Source organism: Leifsonia sp. LS1 (assembly GCF_020521355.1).
In the GTDB taxonomy this organism is placed as follows: domain Bacteria; phylum Actinomycetota; class Actinomycetes; order Actinomycetales; family Microbacteriaceae; genus Leifsonia.
Genome location: NZ_BPER01000001.1, coordinates 101,948 through 121,530, shown reverse-complemented (window position 1 = coordinate 121,530; position 19,583 = coordinate 101,948). Strand labels below are relative to the sequence as shown.

17 protein-coding genes are annotated in these 19,583 nt (G+C 66.7%); 9 read left to right on the top strand and 8 right to left on the bottom strand.

Annotated elements, in window-relative coordinates; translation table 11 throughout:
• Positions 1-22 precede the first annotated feature (22 nt).
• From LLS1_RS00655 to LLS1_RS00630, 6 genes are all read left to right on the top strand, one after another.
• Positions 23-2,344, top strand: a complete 2,322-nt coding sequence (locus tag LLS1_RS00655) for a DUF6049 family protein (protein WP_226653148.1) — start codon at positions 23-25, stop codon at positions 2,342-2,344.
• The gene (murJ, locus tag LLS1_RS00650) at positions 2,337-3,947 is read left to right on the top strand and encodes a murein biosynthesis integral membrane protein MurJ (RefSeq protein ID WP_226653147.1); all 1,611 of its coding nucleotides are present in this window, start codon (positions 2,337-2,339) and stop codon (positions 3,945-3,947) included. The genes LLS1_RS00655 and murJ overlap by 8 nt, the downstream gene beginning before the upstream one ends.
• Before the next feature lie 85 nt (positions 3,948-4,032).
• Positions 4,033-5,019 (top strand): thioredoxin-disulfide reductase, encoded by a 987-nt coding sequence (trxB, locus tag LLS1_RS00645; protein ID WP_226653146.1) that lies wholly within the window; start codon positions 4,033-4,035, stop codon positions 5,017-5,019.
• A 13-nt stretch (positions 5,020-5,032) separates the two neighbouring features.
• Positions 5,033-5,359, top strand: coding sequence for a thioredoxin (gene trxA / locus LLS1_RS00640; protein WP_021763557.1), 327 nt, complete (start codon positions 5,033-5,035; stop codon positions 5,357-5,359).
• A 147-nt stretch (positions 5,360-5,506) separates the two neighbouring features.
• The gene (locus LLS1_RS00635) at positions 5,507-6,829 is read left to right on the top strand and encodes a PLP-dependent aminotransferase family protein (protein ID WP_223358732.1); all 1,323 of its coding nucleotides are present in this window, start codon (positions 5,507-5,509) and stop codon (positions 6,827-6,829) included.
• 28 nt (positions 6,830-6,857) lie between these two features.
• Complete coding sequence (locus tag LLS1_RS00630; protein WP_223358734.1) at positions 6,858-7,823, top strand: D-alanine--D-alanine ligase; 966 nt, start codon at positions 6,858-6,860, stop codon at positions 7,821-7,823.
• Positions 7,824-7,880: 57 nt separating this feature from the next.
• Here LLS1_RS00630 and LLS1_RS00625 read toward each other — a convergent pair whose 3' ends face one another.
• From LLS1_RS00625 to rpmH, 8 genes are all read right to left on the bottom strand, one after another.
• The gene (locus LLS1_RS00625; protein ID WP_226653145.1) at positions 7,881-8,819 is read right to left on the bottom strand and encodes a ParB/RepB/Spo0J family partition protein; all 939 of its coding nucleotides are present in this window, start codon (positions 8,817-8,819) and stop codon (positions 7,881-7,883) included.
• Complete coding sequence (locus LLS1_RS00620) at positions 8,819-9,703, bottom strand: ParA family protein (RefSeq protein WP_374758231.1); 885 nt, start codon at positions 9,701-9,703, stop codon at positions 8,819-8,821. The genes LLS1_RS00625 and LLS1_RS00620 overlap by 1 nt, the downstream gene beginning before the upstream one ends.
• A 2,431-nt stretch (positions 9,704-12,134) precedes the next feature.
• Positions 12,135-12,764, bottom strand: a complete 630-nt coding sequence (gene rsmG, locus LLS1_RS00615) for a 16S rRNA (guanine(527)-N(7))-methyltransferase RsmG (protein WP_226653144.1) — start codon at positions 12,762-12,764, stop codon at positions 12,135-12,137.
• 12 nt (positions 12,765-12,776) lie between these two features.
• Positions 12,777-13,343 (bottom strand): R3H domain-containing nucleic acid-binding protein, encoded by a 567-nt coding sequence (locus tag LLS1_RS00610; RefSeq protein WP_226653143.1) that lies wholly within the window; start codon positions 13,341-13,343, stop codon positions 12,777-12,779.
• 8 nt (positions 13,344-13,351) lie between these two features.
• Positions 13,352-14,326, bottom strand: a complete 975-nt coding sequence (gene yidC, locus LLS1_RS00605) for a membrane protein insertase YidC (protein WP_223358740.1) — start codon at positions 14,324-14,326, stop codon at positions 13,352-13,354.
• A gap of 9 nt (positions 14,327-14,335) precedes the next feature.
• Entirely contained in the window at positions 14,336-14,662 is a 327-nt protein-coding gene (gene yidD, locus LLS1_RS00600; protein ID WP_226653142.1) for a membrane protein insertion efficiency factor YidD, read from the bottom strand.
• 15 nt (positions 14,663-14,677) lie between these two features.
• Positions 14,678-15,046 (bottom strand): ribonuclease P protein component, encoded by a 369-nt coding sequence (rnpA, locus tag LLS1_RS00595; RefSeq protein WP_226653141.1) that lies wholly within the window; start codon positions 15,044-15,046, stop codon positions 14,678-14,680.
• Between the two features lie 9 nt (positions 15,047-15,055).
• Positions 15,056-15,193 carry a 50S ribosomal protein L34 gene (gene rpmH, locus LLS1_RS00590; RefSeq protein ID WP_055922080.1) on the bottom strand — a complete coding sequence of 46 codons (138 nt, stop codon included), beginning with the start codon at positions 15,191-15,193 and terminating at the stop codon, positions 15,056-15,058.
• Positions 15,194-15,650: 457 nt separating this feature from the next.
• On the opposite strand from rpmH, the gene dnaA reads away from it, so the two are divergent.
• The 3 genes from dnaA to gnd all read left to right on the top strand — a co-directional run bounded on the left by dnaA (position 15,651) and on the right by gnd (position 19,570).
• Positions 15,651-17,075, top strand: coding sequence for a chromosomal replication initiator protein DnaA (gene dnaA, locus LLS1_RS00585; protein WP_223358746.1), 1,425 nt, complete (start codon positions 15,651-15,653; stop codon positions 17,073-17,075).
• 426 nt (positions 17,076-17,501) lie between these two features.
• Complete coding sequence (dnaN, locus tag LLS1_RS00580; protein ID WP_226653140.1) at positions 17,502-18,647, top strand: DNA polymerase III subunit beta; 1,146 nt, start codon at positions 17,502-17,504, stop codon at positions 18,645-18,647.
• Between the two features lie 35 nt (positions 18,648-18,682).
• A complete protein-coding gene (gene gnd / locus LLS1_RS00575) occupies positions 18,683-19,570 on the top strand; it encodes a phosphogluconate dehydrogenase (NAD(+)-dependent, decarboxylating) (protein ID WP_223358750.1) in 888 nt (295 codons plus the stop codon).
• Positions 19,571-19,583: the final 13 nt, after the last annotated feature.

Sequence of the window (19,583 nt, the reverse complement as noted above, 5' to 3'; positions counted from 1 at the left end):
AGCAGGGATCGTGCGTCGTCGCATGAGCGCAGCCGACCCCACCCTCCTCCGGGGTGCCCGTCGCCGGCGCGCGGGCGGCCGACTCGCCGGTGTCGTCGCGGCCGTGGTCGCGGCGCTCTCGCTGGTCACGGTGACGCCGACGGCGGCGACCGCCGCGACCGACGCCCCCAGCCCCTCCACCTCCTCCGTCACCGCGACCCCGTCTCCCCGCACGTCGGACGGGTCGGGCCTGACCGCGAGCGTCGCGGCCGACAATGCGGGCGTGCTCGCGACCGGTCAAGACCTTTCGGTCTCCGTCACGGTCTCCAATCCCACCGGGTCGGCCGTCTCCACCGGAACGGTCTCGGTCTGGCTGGACCCGAAGGCGATGGCCTCACGCAACACCCTCACCGACTGGCTCGGGTCCGCCGATCCGGTCACGGCGCCGGTGCCGCTGGGGGAGGCGACCCTCCCTCCTCTGGAGAGCGGCACCAGCAGCGTCGTCCGGGTGACCGTCCCGGCCGCGGCGGTCCCGTTCGGGACGCGCCCCGACTCGGCGGTGTTCGGGATCGGCGCGACCGTGACGTCCGCAGACTCCCGGATCGAGGCGCGCAGCTCCGTCGTGTGGAGCGCGGCGGAGACCGGCACGCGGTCGAGTGTGGGCGTCGTGATGCCCATCGTCAGCCCCTCCAGCGCGGACGGCCTCATCTCCGCCGACGATCTCGCCACCTACACGGCCGCGAACGGCGTGCTCACCCGCGATCTGGACGGGCTCGACGGGCACAGCGCCGTGACCGTCGGGATCGACCCGATGATCATCGCGTCCATCCGCGCGCTCGGCAACGCGGCTCCGGCGACCGCCATCGACTGGCTGTCGCGCCTCGCGACCCTGCCCAATGACACCTTCTCACTCGGTTACGGCGACGCCGACCCGACCGGGCAGATCCAGGCAGGAGGGGCCGCCCCGCTGACTCCGACCTCTCTGCAGTACGCCCTCGACCCCAAGAACTTCTCACCCACTCCGACCTCGATCGGCCAGCCCGTGACGGCGCCGACGACGGCGATCACGGGAGGCTCGACGCCGACGCCGACGCCGACCTCCGGACCGGTGCTCCCCACGCTCGAGCAGCTCACCGCCTGGGACTTCACCCTGAAGGGCATCGCCTGGCCCGGCGATCGGAGCGCGCGTGCGGCCGACCTGGCCCCGCTCGCCGCCGCCGGGCTGACGAGCGTGATCGTCTCGGGTGACAACACCAACGCCGGCGACCTGGACACCACGCCGAACGCCGCCGTGTCCACGAGCGGAAGCACGGTCGTGGCCTTCGATCAGCGTCTCTCCGATGCTCTGCGATCGGCCGTCTCCGCGCCGAGCGACGTCGCCTGGAACACGGCCATGGGCAAGCTCAACGCCCAGCTCCAGCTGATCGGCGCGGAAGGCGGAGACGCCCGCCACCTGCTCGTCGGACTCGACCGGTCGTGGCCGTCGAGCGGGACCCAGCTCAAGCGCACGCTGGACGCGCTGTCGTCGTCGCCGTGGGCGACGTCGTCGACCCTCGTCGCAGTCCGTGCGGCGGCCGCCACCAGCGGGCTGGCTCTCACCGACGCTCCGGAGGCGGATGCTCGGATCGACGCCATCCGCGCCCTCTTCTCGGATGAGACGTCGCTCGGGGCGTTCTCCTCGGTGCTCGACGACCCGACGACCCTCACCGGCCGGGTGCGCGCACAGCTGCTCACCCTGCTCGCGGTCTCCTGGCAGAACCCCAAGGCCGATTGGGCCGCCGCGGTCGCCGCGTCGCACAAGACGACGCGGGACACCCTCGGTTCCATCCACATCCTGCCGACGGAGAACATCAACCTCGTCAGCGCCCAGGGGTCGATCCCGTTCACGGTCAGCAACGAGCTGAAGGACGAGGCAGTGACGGTCGTGCTGACCGCGTCGCCCTCGAACAGCCGCCTGGAGATCGACGACGCGACGACCAAGCGGATCCCGCAGGACTCCCGTGCCACGCTCCTCGTCCCGGTGAAGGCGAAGGTGGGCAACGGCCAGGTCGTGCTCTCGCTGCGCCTCTACAGCCCCACCGGCGTGCCGATCGGCGACCCGACGACGGTCACCGTCGACGTGCACGCGGACTGGGAGGGGCTCGGCGCATTGATCCTCGGCATCCTGCTCGTCCTGCTCTTCGGCTTCGGCGTCGTACGCAACATCCTGAGACGCCGCAAGGAGCGCCGCGAGCCGGAGGACGGCGACGAGACCGCCGGCGCGGAGATCGCCCCGGAGGCCCCTCCGCACACGGAGCAGGAAGAGCCGGACCCCGGAGTCGGCGACACCTCCGGCGCACCGCAGGAGGACGAACCGCGTGGCTAGCGTGGGACGCGCCAGCGCGATGCTCGCCTCCGGCACCTTCGTCTCGCGCATCCTCGGATTCGCGAAGGCGTGGCTGCTGGTGCAGGCGATCGGCACTCTCAGCCTCGCAGCGAACGCGTACGGCACGGCGACGCAGGTGCCCAACAGCCTGTACGCGATCATCGCTCAGGGCATCCTGAACGCGATCCTGGTGCCGCAGATCGTGCGCGCATCAATCAACGCCGACGGCGGGCGCGCTTACATCAACAAGCTCGTCACACTGGGGATGGTGGTGTTCGCGGGTGTCGCGGTCGTCGCCACGGTCGCGGCGCCGCTGCTCATGACCTTGTACGGGCTACGCGGCGAGCAGGCGCAGTTGGCGACCACATTCGCGTACTGGTCGCTGCCGCAGATCTTCTTCCTCGGCCTCTACACGCTCCTGGGCGAAGTCCTGAACGCCCGCAAGTCGTTCGGGCCGTTCACCTGGGCGCCGGTGATCAACAACGTCGTCGCCATCCTCATGCTCGGCGGCTTCATACTGCTGTTCGGCGCGTACTCCGCTTCCGGCAATGCCCACGACACATGGTCGATCGGGATGATCGCCCTTCTCGCGGGCGGAGCCACGTTGGGTATCGCGGTGCAGGCCCTCGTGCTGTTCTTCTTCTGGCGGCGGATCGGTCTGAGGTTCCGCTTCGACTTCGGATGGCGCGGAGTCAACCTGGGGAGCGCGGGCCGGGCGGCCGGCTGGACGCTGGGAATGCTCATCGCGACCCAGATCGCCGGGCTCATCGAGATGAACGTCTCGAACTCGGCGGGGGAGGGCTACGCCGGCTCGTTCGTGATGACGAACGCCTGGCTGATCTTCATGCTCCCGCACGGCATCATCGCGGTCTCGATCGTCACGGCGTACTACACGCGGATGGCGGAGCATGCCGCCCGCGGTGCCGTCTCCGACTTCCGCGGTGATTTCTCGAGCGCTGCGCGGTCGATCATGTTCCTCATCGTCTTCTCCTCTGCCGCGCTCATCGTGGTGGCGTACCCCGTTGCTCGCGTCTTCACCTCCAGCTATCAGCCGATGGGACTCGTCCTCATCGCCTATCTGGTGGGCCTCGTTCCCTTCTCGCTCGTGTTCATGGCGCAGAGGGCCTTCTACTCGCTGGGGGACACCCGCACGCCGTTCCTCTTCACCCTCGCCCAGGTCGTCGTGATCATCGTCGGCGTGCTGGCCTGCTTCGCTGTGGGCCCCGACATGCGCGCCGCAGCCGTCGCCCTCGTCGTCTCGCTCGCGAGCGTCATCCAGGCGGTGCTCGCCTTCGCACTCCTGCGTCGCCGCGTCGGGGGAGTGGACGGGAGGCGCATCGCGAGCGGACTGTGGCGGTTCCTTCTCGCAGCGGTGGCGGCGATGGTCGCGGGCGCCGGGTTCCTGGTGCTGCTCGGGGGAGTGGAGCCGGACGCTTTCCCGGTGAGCGGCATCCTGGGCGCGATCGTCTCGTCGGCCGTCGTGGGTGTCGTGATGCTCGTCGTGTACGTCGGATTCCTCGCCATGCTCCGTTCGAGCGATCTGGAGGCGGGGGTCGGACCAATCCTCGATCGCCTTCGGCGCCGAACTCCACAGGGCGGGTGAGACGGAATAGCATCCGCCTAGGATGTGTTCTATTGGTCGGTGCCTCCGGTCCCGAAGGCCCCGCAGACAGTCAAGGAGTTCCGCCGTGCGGCAGATCATCATCATCGGTTCCGGCCCCGCCGGGTACACCGCGGCCATCTATGCGGCCCGCGCCAACCTGAAGCCGCTGCTGATCGCCTCCTCGGTCGAGGCGGGCGGTGAACTGATGAACACCACGGAGGTCGAGAACTTCCCCGGGTTCCCCGACGGGATCATGGGCCCCGACCTCATGTTCAAGATGCAGGCCCAGGCCGAGAAGTTCGGCACCGAGGTCGTGCTCGACGATGTCGTGTCGGTCGATCTGACGGGTGAGGTCAAGACTGTCACCCTCGGCTCCGGCGCCGTGCACGAGGCCCTCGCCGTGATCTTCGCGACCGGCTCCGCCTACCGCAAGCTGGGCCTGGAGGACGAGGATCGCCTTTCCGGACACGGCGTCTCCTGGTGCGCCACCTGCGACGGGTTCTTCTTCCGCGAGCGCACGATCGCCGTGGTCGGCGGCGGCGACTCCGCGATGGAGGAGGCCAACTTCCTCACCCGCTTCGCGGACAAGGTGTACGTCATCCACCGCCGCGACAGCCTCCGCGCCTCCAAGATCATGCAGGATCGCGCCTTCGCCAACGAGAAGATCGAGTTCGTCTGGAACTCGGAGGTCGTGGGCATCGGCGGCAGCGAGCAGGTTCAGCACGTCAAGCTGCGCAACCTCATCACCGGCGAGGAGAGCGAGCTCGACCTGCAGGGGCTGTTCATCGCGATCGGTAACGACCCGCGCGTGCACCTGGTCCACGGTCAGCTCGATCTGACCGCCGAGGGCACCATCGCGGTCGACGGCCGTTCGTCGAAGACGAACCTCACCGGCGTGTTCGCCGCCGGGGATGTGATCGACCCGACGTACCGTCAGGCCGTCACCGCTGCAGCGTCCGGCACCGTCGCCGCCCTCGACGCGGAGCACTACCTCGCTTCGCTTCCCCAGAACCTGCTGGAGCAGACGGTCGAGACCGCCTCCAGCGATCGTGAACTCTCGACCACCGCCTAAGGAGAATCAGACAATGTCAGCAGCACGTTCGGTCACGGACGCGACGTTCGAGCAGGACGTCCTCAACAACGAGAAGACCATCCTCGTGGACTTCTGGGCAGAGTGGTGCGGCCCGTGTCGCGCCGTCGGCCCGATCCTCGACCAGATCGCCGCCGAGCACTCGGACAAGATCGAGATCGTCAAGCTCAACGTCGACGAGAACCCGCAGACCGCGGCGAAGTACCAGATCACCTCCATCCCCGCGATGAAGGTGTACCAGGGTGGAGAGGTCGTCAAGACCGTCATCGGCGCCAAGCCGAAGCCCGCCCTCGAAGCCGACCTGGCCGCCTACCTCGCGTAGCCGACCAGCCTCTTCGCAGACCCGTCCGGCGCTCACCCGCCGGGCGGGTCTTTTTCGTATCCGCCGGCACTCGGACCTCCCTCGGATTTTCCGCGGGACGCACCACCCAAATAGCATGACTAAACGCCACTAGAAATGGAATGACTCGTGACCGAACAGGGCATCCCGCAGCAGCGGGGCAACAATCTGGACCCGTGGTACAGCCACTACGCGCAGCGCACCAGCGGCCTGGCCGCCAGTGAGGTCCGAGCCCTGTTCGCCGTCGCCAGCCGCCCCGAGGTGGTCTCGCTGGCCGGCGGCATGCCCTATGTGGCCGCCCTGCCGGAGGACCTCGTCGTCGGTGCGATGGATCGCGTGATGCGCGAGCAGGGCCCCGTGGCCCTCCAGTACGGCTCCGGTCAGGGCGTCCCCGCGCTCCGCGAGCAGATCCTCGACGTGATGGCGCTGGAAGGAATCAGCGGCAGTGCGGACGACGTCATCGTGACGACCGGCTCTCAGCACGCGCTGGAGCTCTTCAGCAAGCTCTTCATCGATCCCGGAGACGTCGTCCTCGCGGAGGGTCCGAGCTACGTCACCGCGATGGTGATCTTCCGCTCGTACCAGGCCGAGGTGGATCACGTGCCCATGGACGAGCACGGTCTCATCCCGCAGGCGTTGCGCGAGCACATCGCACGTCTGAAGGCCGCCGGGCGTCGCGTGAAGTTCCTGTACACGGTGCCGACATTCCACAATCCCGCCGGCGTGACGCTCACCTGGGAGCGCCGCCTCGAGATCCTCGAGATCGCGCGCGAGAACGACATCCTCGTGCTGGAGGACAACCCGTACGGCCTGCTGTACTTCGGCGAACGGCCTCCGTCGGCGATGCGGTCGGTCGAGAAGGAGGGTGTCGTCTACCTGGGGACGTTCTCCAAGACGCTCGCGCCTGGTTTCCGAGTCGGCTGGGCCCTTGCCCCGCATGCCATCCGCGAGAAGCTCATCCTCGCCAACGAAGCCGCCGTGCTGAGTCCGAGCTCCTTCAGTCAGCTGGTGATCTCCGAGTATCTGCGGGATGCGGACTGGAAGGCGCAGATCGACACCTTCCGCGGCGTGTACCGGGAGCGCAAGGAGGCCATGATCTCCGCACTCGAGGAACATCTGCCCGAGTTGAGCTGGACGAACCCCAACGGCGGCTTCTACGTGTGGCTGACGCTTCCTCCCCATCTCGACTCGAAGGCGATGCTGCCGCGCGCGGTGACGGAGCTCGTCGCATACACGCCCGGCACCGCCTTCTATGGTGACGGCTCGGGCGCCCAGAACATCCGGCTGTCGTTCTGCTACCCGACCCCCGAGAACATCAAGGTCGGCATCCGTCGTCTCGCCAACGTCATCAACGGCGAGCAGGATCTGCTCGACACCTTCGCCGGAACGGGCCCGCTGACCGCAGCGCGTCCGAGCCGGACCAGCGCGAACCCGCCGACCGATCTGCGCTGAGCGCACGCACAACGAGAAAGAGCTGATCATGGCAGAAAAAGAAGCCCTCGACGCCCTCGATATCGTCGTGCTCGCCGGCGGGATCTCGCACGAGCGCGACATCTCCCTCCGCAGCGGCCGCCGGGTCGCAGACGGCCTGAACTCTCTGGGCCACCGCGTCACCGTGCGCGAGCCCGACGGAGAACTGCTCGGCTTCCTGACCGGGTCGCGCCCGGACGTCGTCTGGCCCGCACTGCACGGCGCCAGCGGCGAAGACGGCGCGCTGCGTGCCCTTCTCGAGTTGACCGGGATCCCCTTCGTCGGTTCACGGACTGATTCGTCCCGGCTGGCGTGGTCGAAGCCCACCGCCAAGACGATCGTCGGCCGCGCGGGCGTCGCCACCCCGGACTCCGTGACGCTCCCGAAGGAGACCTTCCGCGAGCTGGGCGCAAACAGCGTGCTCTCCGCCGTCATCGCCGGGCTGGGCATGCCCGTCGTCGTGAAGCCCGCTCAGGGCGGCTCGGCGCAGGGCGTGACCATCGTCGCCTCCGCCGACGAGCTCCCGCGTGCCATGGTGGATGCATACACCTACTCCGAGATCGCGCTCATCGAGCGCAAGGTCGAGGGTGTGGAAGTGTCGGTCGCCGTGATCGATTCCGGTTCGGGCGCGGAGGCGCTCCCGGCGGTCGAGATCGAGCCCGTCGACGGGGTCTACTCGTTCGATGCCCGCTACAACGCGGGTGAGACCCGTTTCTATGTGCCGGCACGGCTGGCCCCGGAGGTCGGGGAAGCCGTCGCGGCGGCCGCCTCAGCTGCTCACGAGGCGCTCGGCCTACGGCACCTGTCGCGGATCGACCTGATCGTGGACGATGCCGGCGTGCCGTGGTTCCTCGAGGCGAATGTCTTGCCGGGGCTCACCGAGACGTCGATCATGCCGCAGGCGATCGCCGCCTCCGGGCGCGACCTCGGCGAGGTCTACGCCGCACTCGCGGTCGCAGCGATAGCGGAGGGATAGCGGATAGATAGCGCAGTGGGCCGGCTCCCTGTCAGCACCCCGCGCGGTCGCCGCTGATCAGTTGTAGCTGGGCTGGCCGATCTCGTCGAGGATGCGGTTGAGGTCCTGGATCGTCGCGAAGTCCACGACGATCTGCCCCTTGCGCGCGCCGAGGGTGATCTTGACGCGCGTGTTGAGGCGATCGCCGAGCTTCTCCGCGATCTCGTCCAGGTGACCGCGGTGCTTTCCCGCGGTGGCCTTGGAGCGCGCAGGCTTAGGGCTCTTGCCCGCCACGGCCTCCGCCGCGCGCACGGAGAGGTCCTCGTTGATGATCTTGTCGGCGAGCCGCACCATCGCGTCGGCGTCATCACCGAGGGAGAGGATCGCGCGGGCGTGCCCGGCGCTGAGGACGCCGGCTGCGACGCGGGTCTGCACCGGAGCGGGGAGCTTCAGGAGCCGGATCGTGTTCGTGATCTGCGGGCGGGAGCGCCCGATCCGGTTCGCGAGCTCCTCCTGCGTGATGCCGAAATCGGCGAGGAGCTGCTGGTAGGCAGACGCCTCTTCCAGCGGATTCAGCTGCGAGCGGTGGAGGTTCTCCAACAGAGCGTCGCGCAACATGTCATCATCCGCGGTGTCCTTGATGATCGCGGGGATGTTCGCGAGCCCGAGCTCCTTGGTCGCCCGCAGGCGGCGCTCGCCCATGATGAGTTCGTATTTGTCGCTCTGACCGGCGAGAGGGCGCACCACGACGGGCTGGAGGACGCCGACCTCGCGGATGCTCGCGACGAGCTCGTCGAGCGCGTCCCGGTCGAATTCCGTGCGCGGCTGGACCGGGTTGGGGACGATGTCGACGGGGGAGAGGTATGCGAGACGCGCTCCCGGTACGGCGACGAGGTCATCCGTCGACGGGGCTGAACTGGTGTCGGGGAAGAAGACGTCGACGGGCCGGGACGACTGGTCGGACGTGGGGATGAGGGCGCCGATGCCGCGGCCCAGTCCGGTGCGCTTCGCTGCCATTAACGTGGTGCTCCTCTTCGTGCGATCTCGGCGGCCGCTTCGAGGTACGAGAGCGAGCCGGACGAGTTGGCGTCGTAACTGATGACGCTTTGGCCATAGCTCGGCGCCTCCGAGATGCGAACCGAGCGGGGGATGATCGTGTCGAGCACCTCGTTGGGGAAGTGGTCGCGCACGTCCGCTGCCACCTGGTGCGCCAGGTTGGTGCGGGAGTCGTACATGGTCAGCAGGATCGTCGACACGCGCAGCTTCGGGTTCAGGTGCCGTTCGATCAGCTGGATGTTCTTGAGCAGCTGGCTGAGCCCCTCCAGCGCGTAGTACTCGCACTGGATCGGGATGAGGACCTCGGTCGCCGCCACGAAGGCGTTGATCGTCAGGAGGCCCAACGAGGGCGGGCAGTCGATGAGCACGTAGTCGATGTCGTACTCGTCGAGGAATCGGCGGAGCGCCCGCTCCAGTCGCTGCTCACGCGCCACCATCGACACGAGTTCGATCTCCGCCCCGGCGAGGTCGATGGTCGCGGGGATCACGAAGAGGCCGTCGAACTCCGGGCTCTTCTGGATGACCTCCTCCAGCTCTTTGTCGTTCACGATCACGTCATAGACGCTCGGGGTTCCTTCGCGGTGCTCGACGCTCAGAGCAGTCGAGGCGTTCCCCTGCGGATCGAGATCGATCACCAGCACCCGCGCGCCGGATTTCGCCAGGGCGGCCGAGAGATTGACGACCGTGGTCGTCTTGCCCACTCCACCCTTCTGGTTCGAGATCGTGAACACTCGCGTTCGAGAGGGAAGGGGAAGAGTTGTTTGAGCGATCGCCTGCCTCCTCCGCGCGAGATCCTCGATCTCCCGGGCCAGAGGCGTCGATTCATCGAAGGCGGGCGTCTCCACCGCGATGGACGGATCCTGGTCCGGTTGTTTCACGTGAAACCTCGTCGCTCGATCTGGTGCGCCGCACCGGTCTGGTCGGGGGAGCGCACCGGGGCGCGCTTCCCTTCAACTCTATCTTGCGCGACCGACGGGACCGTCGGGTTCAGCGAGCGGAAGGCTGGAAGATGGCGCCTGTCGGCGATCGGCGAGGCGTCCGGCCATTTGTGGACACCTCGTCTGCGACGAGGACACAGCCAGGACGAGGTGGACGGGCGCGCCAGCTCTGGGTGACGGTGCTTATGACTTTCCTCTCTCTGATACATCGACGTGGCCTCAACTCCCCGAGTTCGGCGATGAGGCGTGTGGGTTGTGGCATGGTCGACGTCGCGTTGGCGCCTGTGTTTCACGTGAAACAATCGCTGCCGCCCGCGAGTGCGCACATGGTGGGTGAGGGCATCGTGGGAGCGGGCATGGTGGGGGAGTGGTCACCGGGACGGGACCTGGCGCGTGCCGCTCATACGAGGAGCTGCCCGTCGTTCGACGATTCCAGGATGCCGTGTCGCCGGCACCCCATCAGCACGCCGCCAGCTTTCGAGGCCGCTTCCCTACTGTCGGCTGTGCACCTGCCGAGGGAGTCGGGCACTCATCCCCTCGCTGATCTGTGAGCCCATCAGCCCGCGGGCCGCCAACCCATCAACCGGTCAGGCGGCCTCCTGCCTACGAGTTTGCCCGCCGCCTTCGCTCCCGTGCCGATGATCATCCCCACGTCAGCTCGCCGAGCCGGCCATGCCGCCCGCCGCCGCCCCGGCTACTCACACGATTGCCCGCATTCCTCCTCGCCCGTCGAGGCGTCTGCCATGCCGTCGACGCTCCCGCCCGTCCGTACACGTACATACCGACGGCGCGGCCACCGCTCAGTGCACCCTCCCGATCCCTGCCTTCCGCCCCTTTCCAGCTGCACGTTCCTGACCCTCCCTTCTCGACGTCCGTGCATTCCGCGGGCCTATCTGGTGGTCCTGCGTTCATCGTCATGCGCGCTGTGTCCCGCACCCGCCCGGACGTCGGTCATCCTTCACGACTCTCGTACCCGCTGCGCTCCCACTGGCGCCACCGGCGACGCTCGCGCGCCGTGGGCGACCCGCCTGTTCCTATCTCAACCCGCCTGTTCTTCACATCATCCGAGCCCACTCCGGCACCGCCCGTTCACACGCCTCTCCGCGTCCCCGCCCACCTGCTCATCTATCCGATGGTCGGCCTGTTCGTGGGTCGCCCGTCTGCTCGTCCACCGACCGAGGTTGACGGTCTGTCAGCAGGTCGCCCGAGCGCTCCCCGCCACTCGGCCCTCTCACTGCCGACCGCTCAGGTCGCCACTGGCCCATCCGTCGCACCTCCGCCATACGGGCTTACCCGCTTCGGCACCTGCGGACCACGGAGCATGTTTCTCGTGAAACTGCTCGGCACCCTCCGTCCCGCAAGCTCGCCGGCTCGGTGATCTCCGCGAAGCACCCACAGATCTGGCGGATCGGTACCAACCTGTCAGCCGTGGCATCGAGGCCCCTGTCGCCTCGGGTGCGGACACAGGGGACACGCCGACCTCCGACTCCGCGCCCGTCCTCATCGCCGCGTTCGTTCGTTCAGCGACCGCGCATAGCTGCCCGGTCGACCACAGTGGGGGAGGGAGATGTCCCGCGAGCTCAGCATAGGAGGCGGATCCGCCGACGCCGGCTGACGGAAGGTAGCTGACCAACAGCATGGGTTTCACGTGAAACACGTCCACGCTCCTCGCCTCTCTACGGCGACCAGAGGAAGCGGCGAAATCACCTGCACGCACGCGGGGTGGTCATGATCGAACTCGGATCGGTGCGACGAAGCGCTCCAGCCGCGTGGATGTACGCTCGCCGTGACACTCCACCACCCCCGACTTCCCCGCACAGACGAACACGACGCACGGTCACGCGTCATCGCTTTACACGTCGCACCGCTAGCGAGACCACGCTCGCGAGACCACAGGTCGTCCGATCGCAGGGGAGTGCAGCAGCAGCGCGAGCGCTCTCGATCCGTCATTCACCAGCTCAACTCAATGGCGGCGGGCAGCCCATGGGGACACACTGCCGACTCGAGCGAGCGTCAGAGACAGCCCTCCCGCCTCCCTCCTCGCGCTCCCGCGCCGCCCCTTCGGATCATCATCCACCGACCTTCACAGAGCGAACGTCGACCGAACGACAAGCGGTCCCGGTGCCGAGAATCAGCCGAATCGGGGCTCGATTCCGTCCGAACGACTTCGTCGGCGAGCCCGGAGAATGGCTCCCACAGCGCGGAAGCACCCTGTTTCGTCGCTCACAGAGCCATCCTCCGGCTCACACCGCGCACCGCGTCGGACAGGAACACGACACGAAAGGGTCGAAATCACTCCAGCATCGAGACCGAGCGCGAACCAGTCGGTCGCCGGGTGTCAGCGGACGGTGGCGCGGATGACGCGCGTGACCTCGTCCAGGATGCCCTCACCGAGAGTCTCGACGACCACATCGTGAACCTTGTACTTGCGGATCTCCTTGGACGCCGCCTCCACCTCGGCCTGTGCACCGGCGCCCTTCATGAGGACGAGCTCGCCGCCGTCGCGAAGAAGGGGTGCGGTGAGGGGGAGCAGCTTGCGGAACGCGCTCACCGCGCGAGCCGTCACTTGATCGAGCGGGGTGTCGAGTCTGGCTTCTTCCGCACGAGCCCGCATGACGACGACGTTCGTAAGACCGAGTTCGGTGACCTGCTCGTCGAGCCAGGCGATCCGACGCTCCATGGGCTCGATCAAGACGAACGACACATCGGGGCGAGCGATCGCGAGGACGAGGCCCGGCAATCCAGCACCGCTCCCGATATCACCGACGAGACCGGGCCGCAGGAGAGGAGCGACGATCGCGCAATTCAGGATGTGACGCGACCACAGTCGCGGCAGCTCCAGCGGACCGATCAGACCCCGCTCCTCGCCCTGCGCGGCGAGGTTCCCAGTGAACGCTCGAGCAACGTCCAGGCGATCACCGAACAGGGCCGCGGCAGCGGAGGGCTCCGATTCGAGGGCGTCCGTCACGATGCGGCGGCGTCAGGCAGCGGTGATGACCGTGTGGCGGTCACGACCCTCGCCGCGCGAGTTCGACACGAAGCCGCGCTCCGAGACGATGTCGTGGACGAGTTTCCGCTCATACGAGGACATGGGGGGAAGCGAGGCCTCCGCGGCGCCCTCCTCGAGACGGGCGATCGCGCGCGCCACCAGCTGGCCCAGCTCGGCCTGGCGCGCATCGCGCGAGCCGGCGATGTCGAGGATCAGACGTGAGAAGCCGCCCGTCTGGTTCTGCACGGCGAGACGCGTCAACTCCTGCAGAGCGGCGACAGTCTCGGGCTTCGACAGCACCTGAAGATTCGCGCCGTCTTCGGCATTCACGGAGATGTAGGCGCGGCCGTTGCGGGCGTCGATGTCGATATCCCCGTCGATGTCGGCGATGTCGAGGAGCTCCTCGATATAGTCCGCGGCGATGTCACCCTCGCGGTCGAGGTCGGCCGCGGTCGGGGAGGTCGCAGTGGCTTCCTCGGTCTCGACACCGTCGGTGATCACGGTCCGCGGCTCCGTCGTCGGGGTGGGGAGGATGTCGTCGGTCTGCACGTCGGTCATGGGTGTCCCTACTTCTTTCCGGCCTGCTTCTTGGCGCGGTTCTTGCTCACAGGCTGAACTCGCTGGGTGGTCACGGGCTTGTCGGGAACCGACTCCTCGACGGAGAGAACGACGGTTCCATCCTGCTGGACGAGCTTGCCCTTCTTGGCGAGGCGGGCCTCGCGCGCCTTGGCGGCGTCCGAGCCGGGGGTCGGCATGTTGCGGATGACGAGGAACTGCTGACCCATGGTCCAGATGTTCGAGGTCAGCCAGTAGAACATGACACCGAGCGGGAAAGCGAATCCCGAGAACAGGAAGACGAACGGGAGCAGGTAGAGCAGGATGCGCTGCTGCTTGAACTGGGGGCTCGCCTTCGTCTCCGGAGACATGTTCTTCGACACGATCTGCAGCTGCGTGAGGAACTGCGAACCGGTCATCAGGACGACCATCGCGGCCGCGATCACCATGACGACGACCTGCGGGGGGTGGGCGTTCATCGCCCCCTGGAAGCTCTGGTGCAGGGGAGCGACACCGAAGAGTGACGCGTTTCCGAACTGGACGGCGAGCGTCTCGTTGAGCGGGCCGACGCCCGCATGACCACTCTGGGCGCCGTTGAGCACCTGGAACAGCGAGAAGAAGATCGGCATCTGGAGCAGCAGCGGGAGGCACGAGCTCAGCGGGTTGGTGCCCGTCTTCTTGTAGAGCTCCATGGTCTCGCGGGACATGGCCTCACGCGAGAACTGGTCCTTCTTGCCCTTGTACTTGTCCTGGATCTTCTTGAGCTGCGGCGCCACCTCGAGCATGCGCCGCTGGTTCTTGATCTGACGGACGAAGATCGGGATGAGCGCCGCGCGGACGACGAGGGTCAGACCGACGATCGAAAGCACCCAGGTGAGGCCGGCGGCCGGATCGAGCCCGATCTGAGACAGCAGCCAGTGGAAGGCGACGAGGATCAGCTCTACGACCCATTTGATGGGCCAGAGGATCGTACCGAGGATGTCCATGTCTGCGTGCTAGGCCCTTCTGTGGCTAAAGCTTGCGTCGCTCGCGGCGACGACGAATCCGAACGGGGTGACCCGGTAGCGCTGGCGCCTCTTCACGGGGACGTCGTCGACCCCTCCCGCCGCCCACGGATGGCAGCGGATGATGCGGCGCACCCCCAGAACGCTCCCGACGACCACCCCGTGCTGCTGGATCGCCTGCAGCGTGTACGCCGAGCACGATGGGTAGTACCGGCACACGTCGCCATAGAGCGGCGAGATGACCGCCCGGTACGCCCGCAGGATCAGCACGGCGATGTTCCGCGGAACGAGCAGAACGGCGGTGATCGCGGCGTACATGGACGGACGTGGCCCTTATCTGGTGGAGCTACGACGAAGGTAGCGGCTGACGGCTCGGGTGACCTCTTCGTGCAGGGTAGCCCACCGGGCCTCCGCGGAAGCTGGTAATGCTCTGATCACGATGTCCACTCCGCCCACCGTCGCGGCGCTCTCGCGGAGCGTCGGGAGCACCTCGTACGCAGCTGCTTTGAGCCGCCGGCGCACGAGGTTGCGGTGCACGGCGTTGCCGACCGTCTTGCTCACGATAAAACCGAATCGCACCACGTCGGGATCGGCAGTGGGACGGACGTATGCGATGGTGTTCTCCGCCGTGAAGCGGGCACCTCTCCGCACCGTCGCCCGGTAGTCCGCCCCCCGCGTGATGCGATTGGCCTTCGCGAGCACCGGCCGGTACTACGCCGAGAGCTTCTCGCGGCCCTTGGCGCGACGAGCGGACAGGATGGCGCGACCGGCACGCGTGCGCATGCGGAGGCGGAAGCCGTGGGTCTTGGCGCGCTTGCGGTTGTTCGGCTGGAACGTTCTCTTGCTCATAATCTCTATCTCCGTGGTGGTCTCTTCGCAGGCCGGTGCTGATGGATGGTGCCAGCACGGGGAGGCCAGAAAAGTTTCAGGGCAGCCGGAACGGCTGAAGTCAACTGATTAAAACTACGGCCTATAGAGGACCGAGGTCAAACCGATCGACTCAAATCCACTGATTATGCACGGGATTGGCAGGATCGGTGGCGAAGGCGCGCCGTGTGTCGGCGACGTATTCCGGGAGCCGAATTTGATCCACATCCTGTGGACAAGTTAGCGTGAGGGCGAAAGTTATCCCCAGCCCATCCCAAAAGCGGCCGGAGATCACTACGGTATTGCACACGCAGCGGTGGATAACCCTGTGAATACCTACCGGCGGCACGCATGTCGCCAGCCTGACTCGAGTCATCTCCGGGGGACGACTCCCTCTCCGTCGGGCGTCGGCATCCAACGAAAGCGAAGACGGGGAACGATGGCAGGCGGCGAAGAGTCCATTTCTGCGGCATGGCAGTCCGTGCTCGGAAAGCTCGAGACGGACGACCGCATCACCCCTCAGCTCTATGGATTCCTCAGCTTGGTCGAGCCCAAGGGCATCATGGCCGGCACCTTCTATCTGGAGGTGCCGAATGAGTTCACGCGCGGGATGATCGAGCAGCGCAGCCGCGTCCCCCTCCTGAGCGCGATCGGCGCCCTCGACGAGGCCCTCGCCGTCAACACCTTCGCCATCGTGGTGAATCCCGAGATCCAGCAGGAGACGATGGCCGGCCCGGCCGAGCCGGAGCCCGCCCCCTACCTCGAGAACGCATCGCCGAATGTGTCGCCGCCGACCGAGATCACCGCGCCGCCGCGCAACGGCGACACGCGCCTCAACTCCAAGTACAGCTTCGACAACTTCGTCATCGGCCAGTCCAACCGGTTCGCCCATGCGGCCGCGGTCGCCGTCGCCGAGGCGCCCGCGAAGGCCTACAACCCCCTCTTCATCTACGGCGACTCCGGCCTCGGCAAGACCCACCTCCTCCACGCCATCGGCCACTATGCGATGAGTCTCTACCCGGGGATCCGCGTCCGGTACGTGTCGAGCGAGGAGTTCACGAACGACTTCATCAACTCGATCGCGAACAACCGCGGCTCCTCGTTCCAGGCGCGCTACCGCAATATCGACATCCTCCTGATCGACGACATCCAGTTCCTGCAGCGCGCGGTGGAGACGCAGGAAGCCTTCTTCCACACCTTCAACACCCTCCACGACCACAACAAGCAGGTGGTCATCACCAGCGACCTGCCGCCGAAGCACCTCACCGGCTTCGAGGACCGCATGCGCTCGCGGTTCGAGTGGGGCCTGATCACCGACGTCCAGGTGCCCGACCTCGAGACCCGTATCGCGATCCTGCGCAAGAAAGCGCAGAGCGAGAAGATCCAGGTTCCCGACGACATCCTGGAGTTCATGGCCTCGAAGGTGTCGAGCAACATCCGCGAGCTCGAGGGCACGCTCATCCGTGTCACGGCCTTCGCAAGCCTCAACCGCACGCCGGTCGACATGCCCCTGGTGCAGACGGTCCTCAAAGACCTGATCACGCTCGACGACGACAATGTGATCGCGCCGACCGACATCATCACCAACACCGCGGAGTACTTCAAGCTCAGCGTCGACGACCTCTACGGCTCCAGCCGATCGCAGGCGGTGGCGACCGCCCGCCAGATCGCGATGTATCTCTGCCGCGAGTTGACGAATCTGTCCCTGCCCAAGATCGGACAGCTCTTCGGCGGCCGCGACCACACGACGGTGATGTACGCCAACAAGAAGATCAGCGAGCTCATGAAGGAGCGGCGCTCGATCTACAACCAGGTGACCGAGCTCACCAGTCGGATCAAGCAGAACCACCGCTACGGCAAGTAGCCCTCCGGCGCGCGACGCGCCGTCGAGATCCGATCAGTTATCCACAATTTCGTCCCCAGAGTGGGGAGAGATCGTTATTAACACGTGTGGATAACTTGTGGAGAAGCTCCGGAAAGTCGGCCGATTAATGGGGACGAACTGTCGAGGGCTGTGAAAAGCGGCTCGGAGCGGTCGAGCTCGCTCGGCTTGTGAACAAGCGGATTCCTCAGGTCATCAACAAGTCCCACAGCTGTAGTTCCCTGTGATCTCCTGGTCTCAACAGAGTTATCCACAGTTTCCACAGCGGTTAACACGATTATTCATTAACCCTTCTCAGTTAAGGCCGGCCGACAACCTCAAGCGCTCGGTCGAATCACAATTTCTCGCTCAGAAGGCAAGCGCTAGGATTCTTTCGATCCGTATCCGTCGGCTGGCAGGGGTGTCTTCGTGAAGTTCCAAGCAAACCGGGATGTCTTCAGCGAGGCCGTCTCCTTCGCAGTGAAGCTCCTCCCGCAGCGGACGACACTGCCCATCCTGAGCGGCGTGCTCATCGAGACGACGGACACCGGCCTCCAGCTGTCGTCGTTCGACTACGAGGTGTCGGCGCAGACCGAGATCCCTGCGGAAGTCGAAGAACCGGGTCGCGTGCTCGTCTCGGGTCGACTGCTGGCCGAGATCGCGGCCAAGCTGCCGAACGCCCCCGTGCAGTTCTCGACGGACGACTCCAAGATCAGCGTGCGAGCCGGATCCGCCAACTTCACGCTGCTCTCCATGCCGGTCGAGGAATACCCGAGCATCCCGCAGGTGAGCGGGGACGCGGGGCTGGTCCCGGCGGAGGAGTTCGCCGAGGCCGTCGCCCAGGTGGGCGTCGCCGCATCCCGGGACGATGTCACCCCGGTCATCACGGGTGTACAGCTCGAGGTGGGGGACAACACCCTCGGTCTCGTCGCCACTGACCGCTACCGCGTGGCCATCCGCCAGATCGACTGGGACAACGGCACCACCTCCGGGGAAGCCCAGACCGCGCTCGTCCCCGCCCGCACGCTGACAGAGATCGGCAAGACCTTCGGTCACAGCGGAACGGTCTCCGTCTCGATCACCAACCGTGACGACCGCGAGCTGATCGCCTTCACTGCGGACAAGAAGACCGTGACCTCGCTGCTGATCAAAGGCAACTTCCCGCCCGTGCGCCGGCTCTTCCCCGAGCAGGTCGACAACTACGCGGTGCTCAACACCGCCGAGCTCATCGAGGCGACCCGACGTGTCGCCCTCGTGCTGGAGCGCGAAGCCGCGCTCCGCTACACCTTCACCGCCGACGGACTGACGCTGGAAGCGATCGGCTCCGAGCAGGCTCAAGCATCCGAGAGCATCGACGCTCTCCTCACAGGCCAGGAGACGGTGGTTTCGCTGAAGCCGCAGTTCCTGCTCGATGGTCTCGGTGCCGTGCACTCCGAATTCGTGCGCATCTCTTTCACCAAGACCGAGAACCCCAACAAACCGGGACCTGTGCTCATCACGAGCCAGACCTCCAAGGACCAGGCGGGCTCGGACTCCTACAAGTACCTGCTGCAGCCCAACCTGCTCCTGCGCTAGGAACGGTCCCACTCCACGAGAGAAGAAGGACAATCATGCACATCGGCCTCATCGGTCTCGGACGTATGGGCAACAACATGCGCGCCCGCCTCGAGAAGAACGGCATCGAGGTCACCGGCTACGACACCAACCCCGCGGTGTCGGATGTCCCGACCCTGGCCGAGCTGGTCGCCGCGCTCCCCGCGCCGCGCACGGTGTGGGTCATGGTCCCGGCCGGCGAAATCACCGACTCCGTCATCCGCGACCTGGAGCCGCTCCTCGAGAAGGGCGACCTCGTCATCGACGGTGGGAACTCGCGCTTCACCGAGGACTTCAAGCACGCCGAACTGCTCGCGCCCAAGGGCGTCGACTTCATGGACGCCGGTGTCTCCGGCGGTATCTGGGGCCTCGAGAACGGCTACGGCCTGATGGTCGGCGGCTCCAAGGAGCAGGTCGAGCGGGTCATGCCGGTCTTCGACGCGCTGCGTCCGGAGGGCCCGCGCGAGGAGGGCTTCGTCCACGTGGGCGATGTCGGCGCCGGCCACTACGCGAAGATGGTCCACAACGGCATCGAGTACGCGCTCATGCAGGCGTACGCCGAGGGCTACGAGCTGCTGGACACGCGGAAGGACATCATCCACGACGTCACCGGCACCTTCAAGGCCTGGCAGCGCGGAACCGTCGTGCGCTCCTGGCTCCTCGACCTGCTGGTGCGCGCTCTCGAGCAGGACCCGGAGTTCGAGCACATCGAGGGCTACGTGCAGGACTCGGGCGAGGGCCGCTGGACCGTGGAGGAGGCGCTCAACAACGCCGTTCCCGTTCCGACGATCAGCGCCTCGATCTTCGCGCGCTTCGTCTCCCGTCAGGAGGACTCGCCCGCGATGAAGGCCGTCGCCGCTCTGCGGAACCAGTTCGGCGGCCACGCGGTGAAGGCCGTCGACTGACGAGCTAACCCTC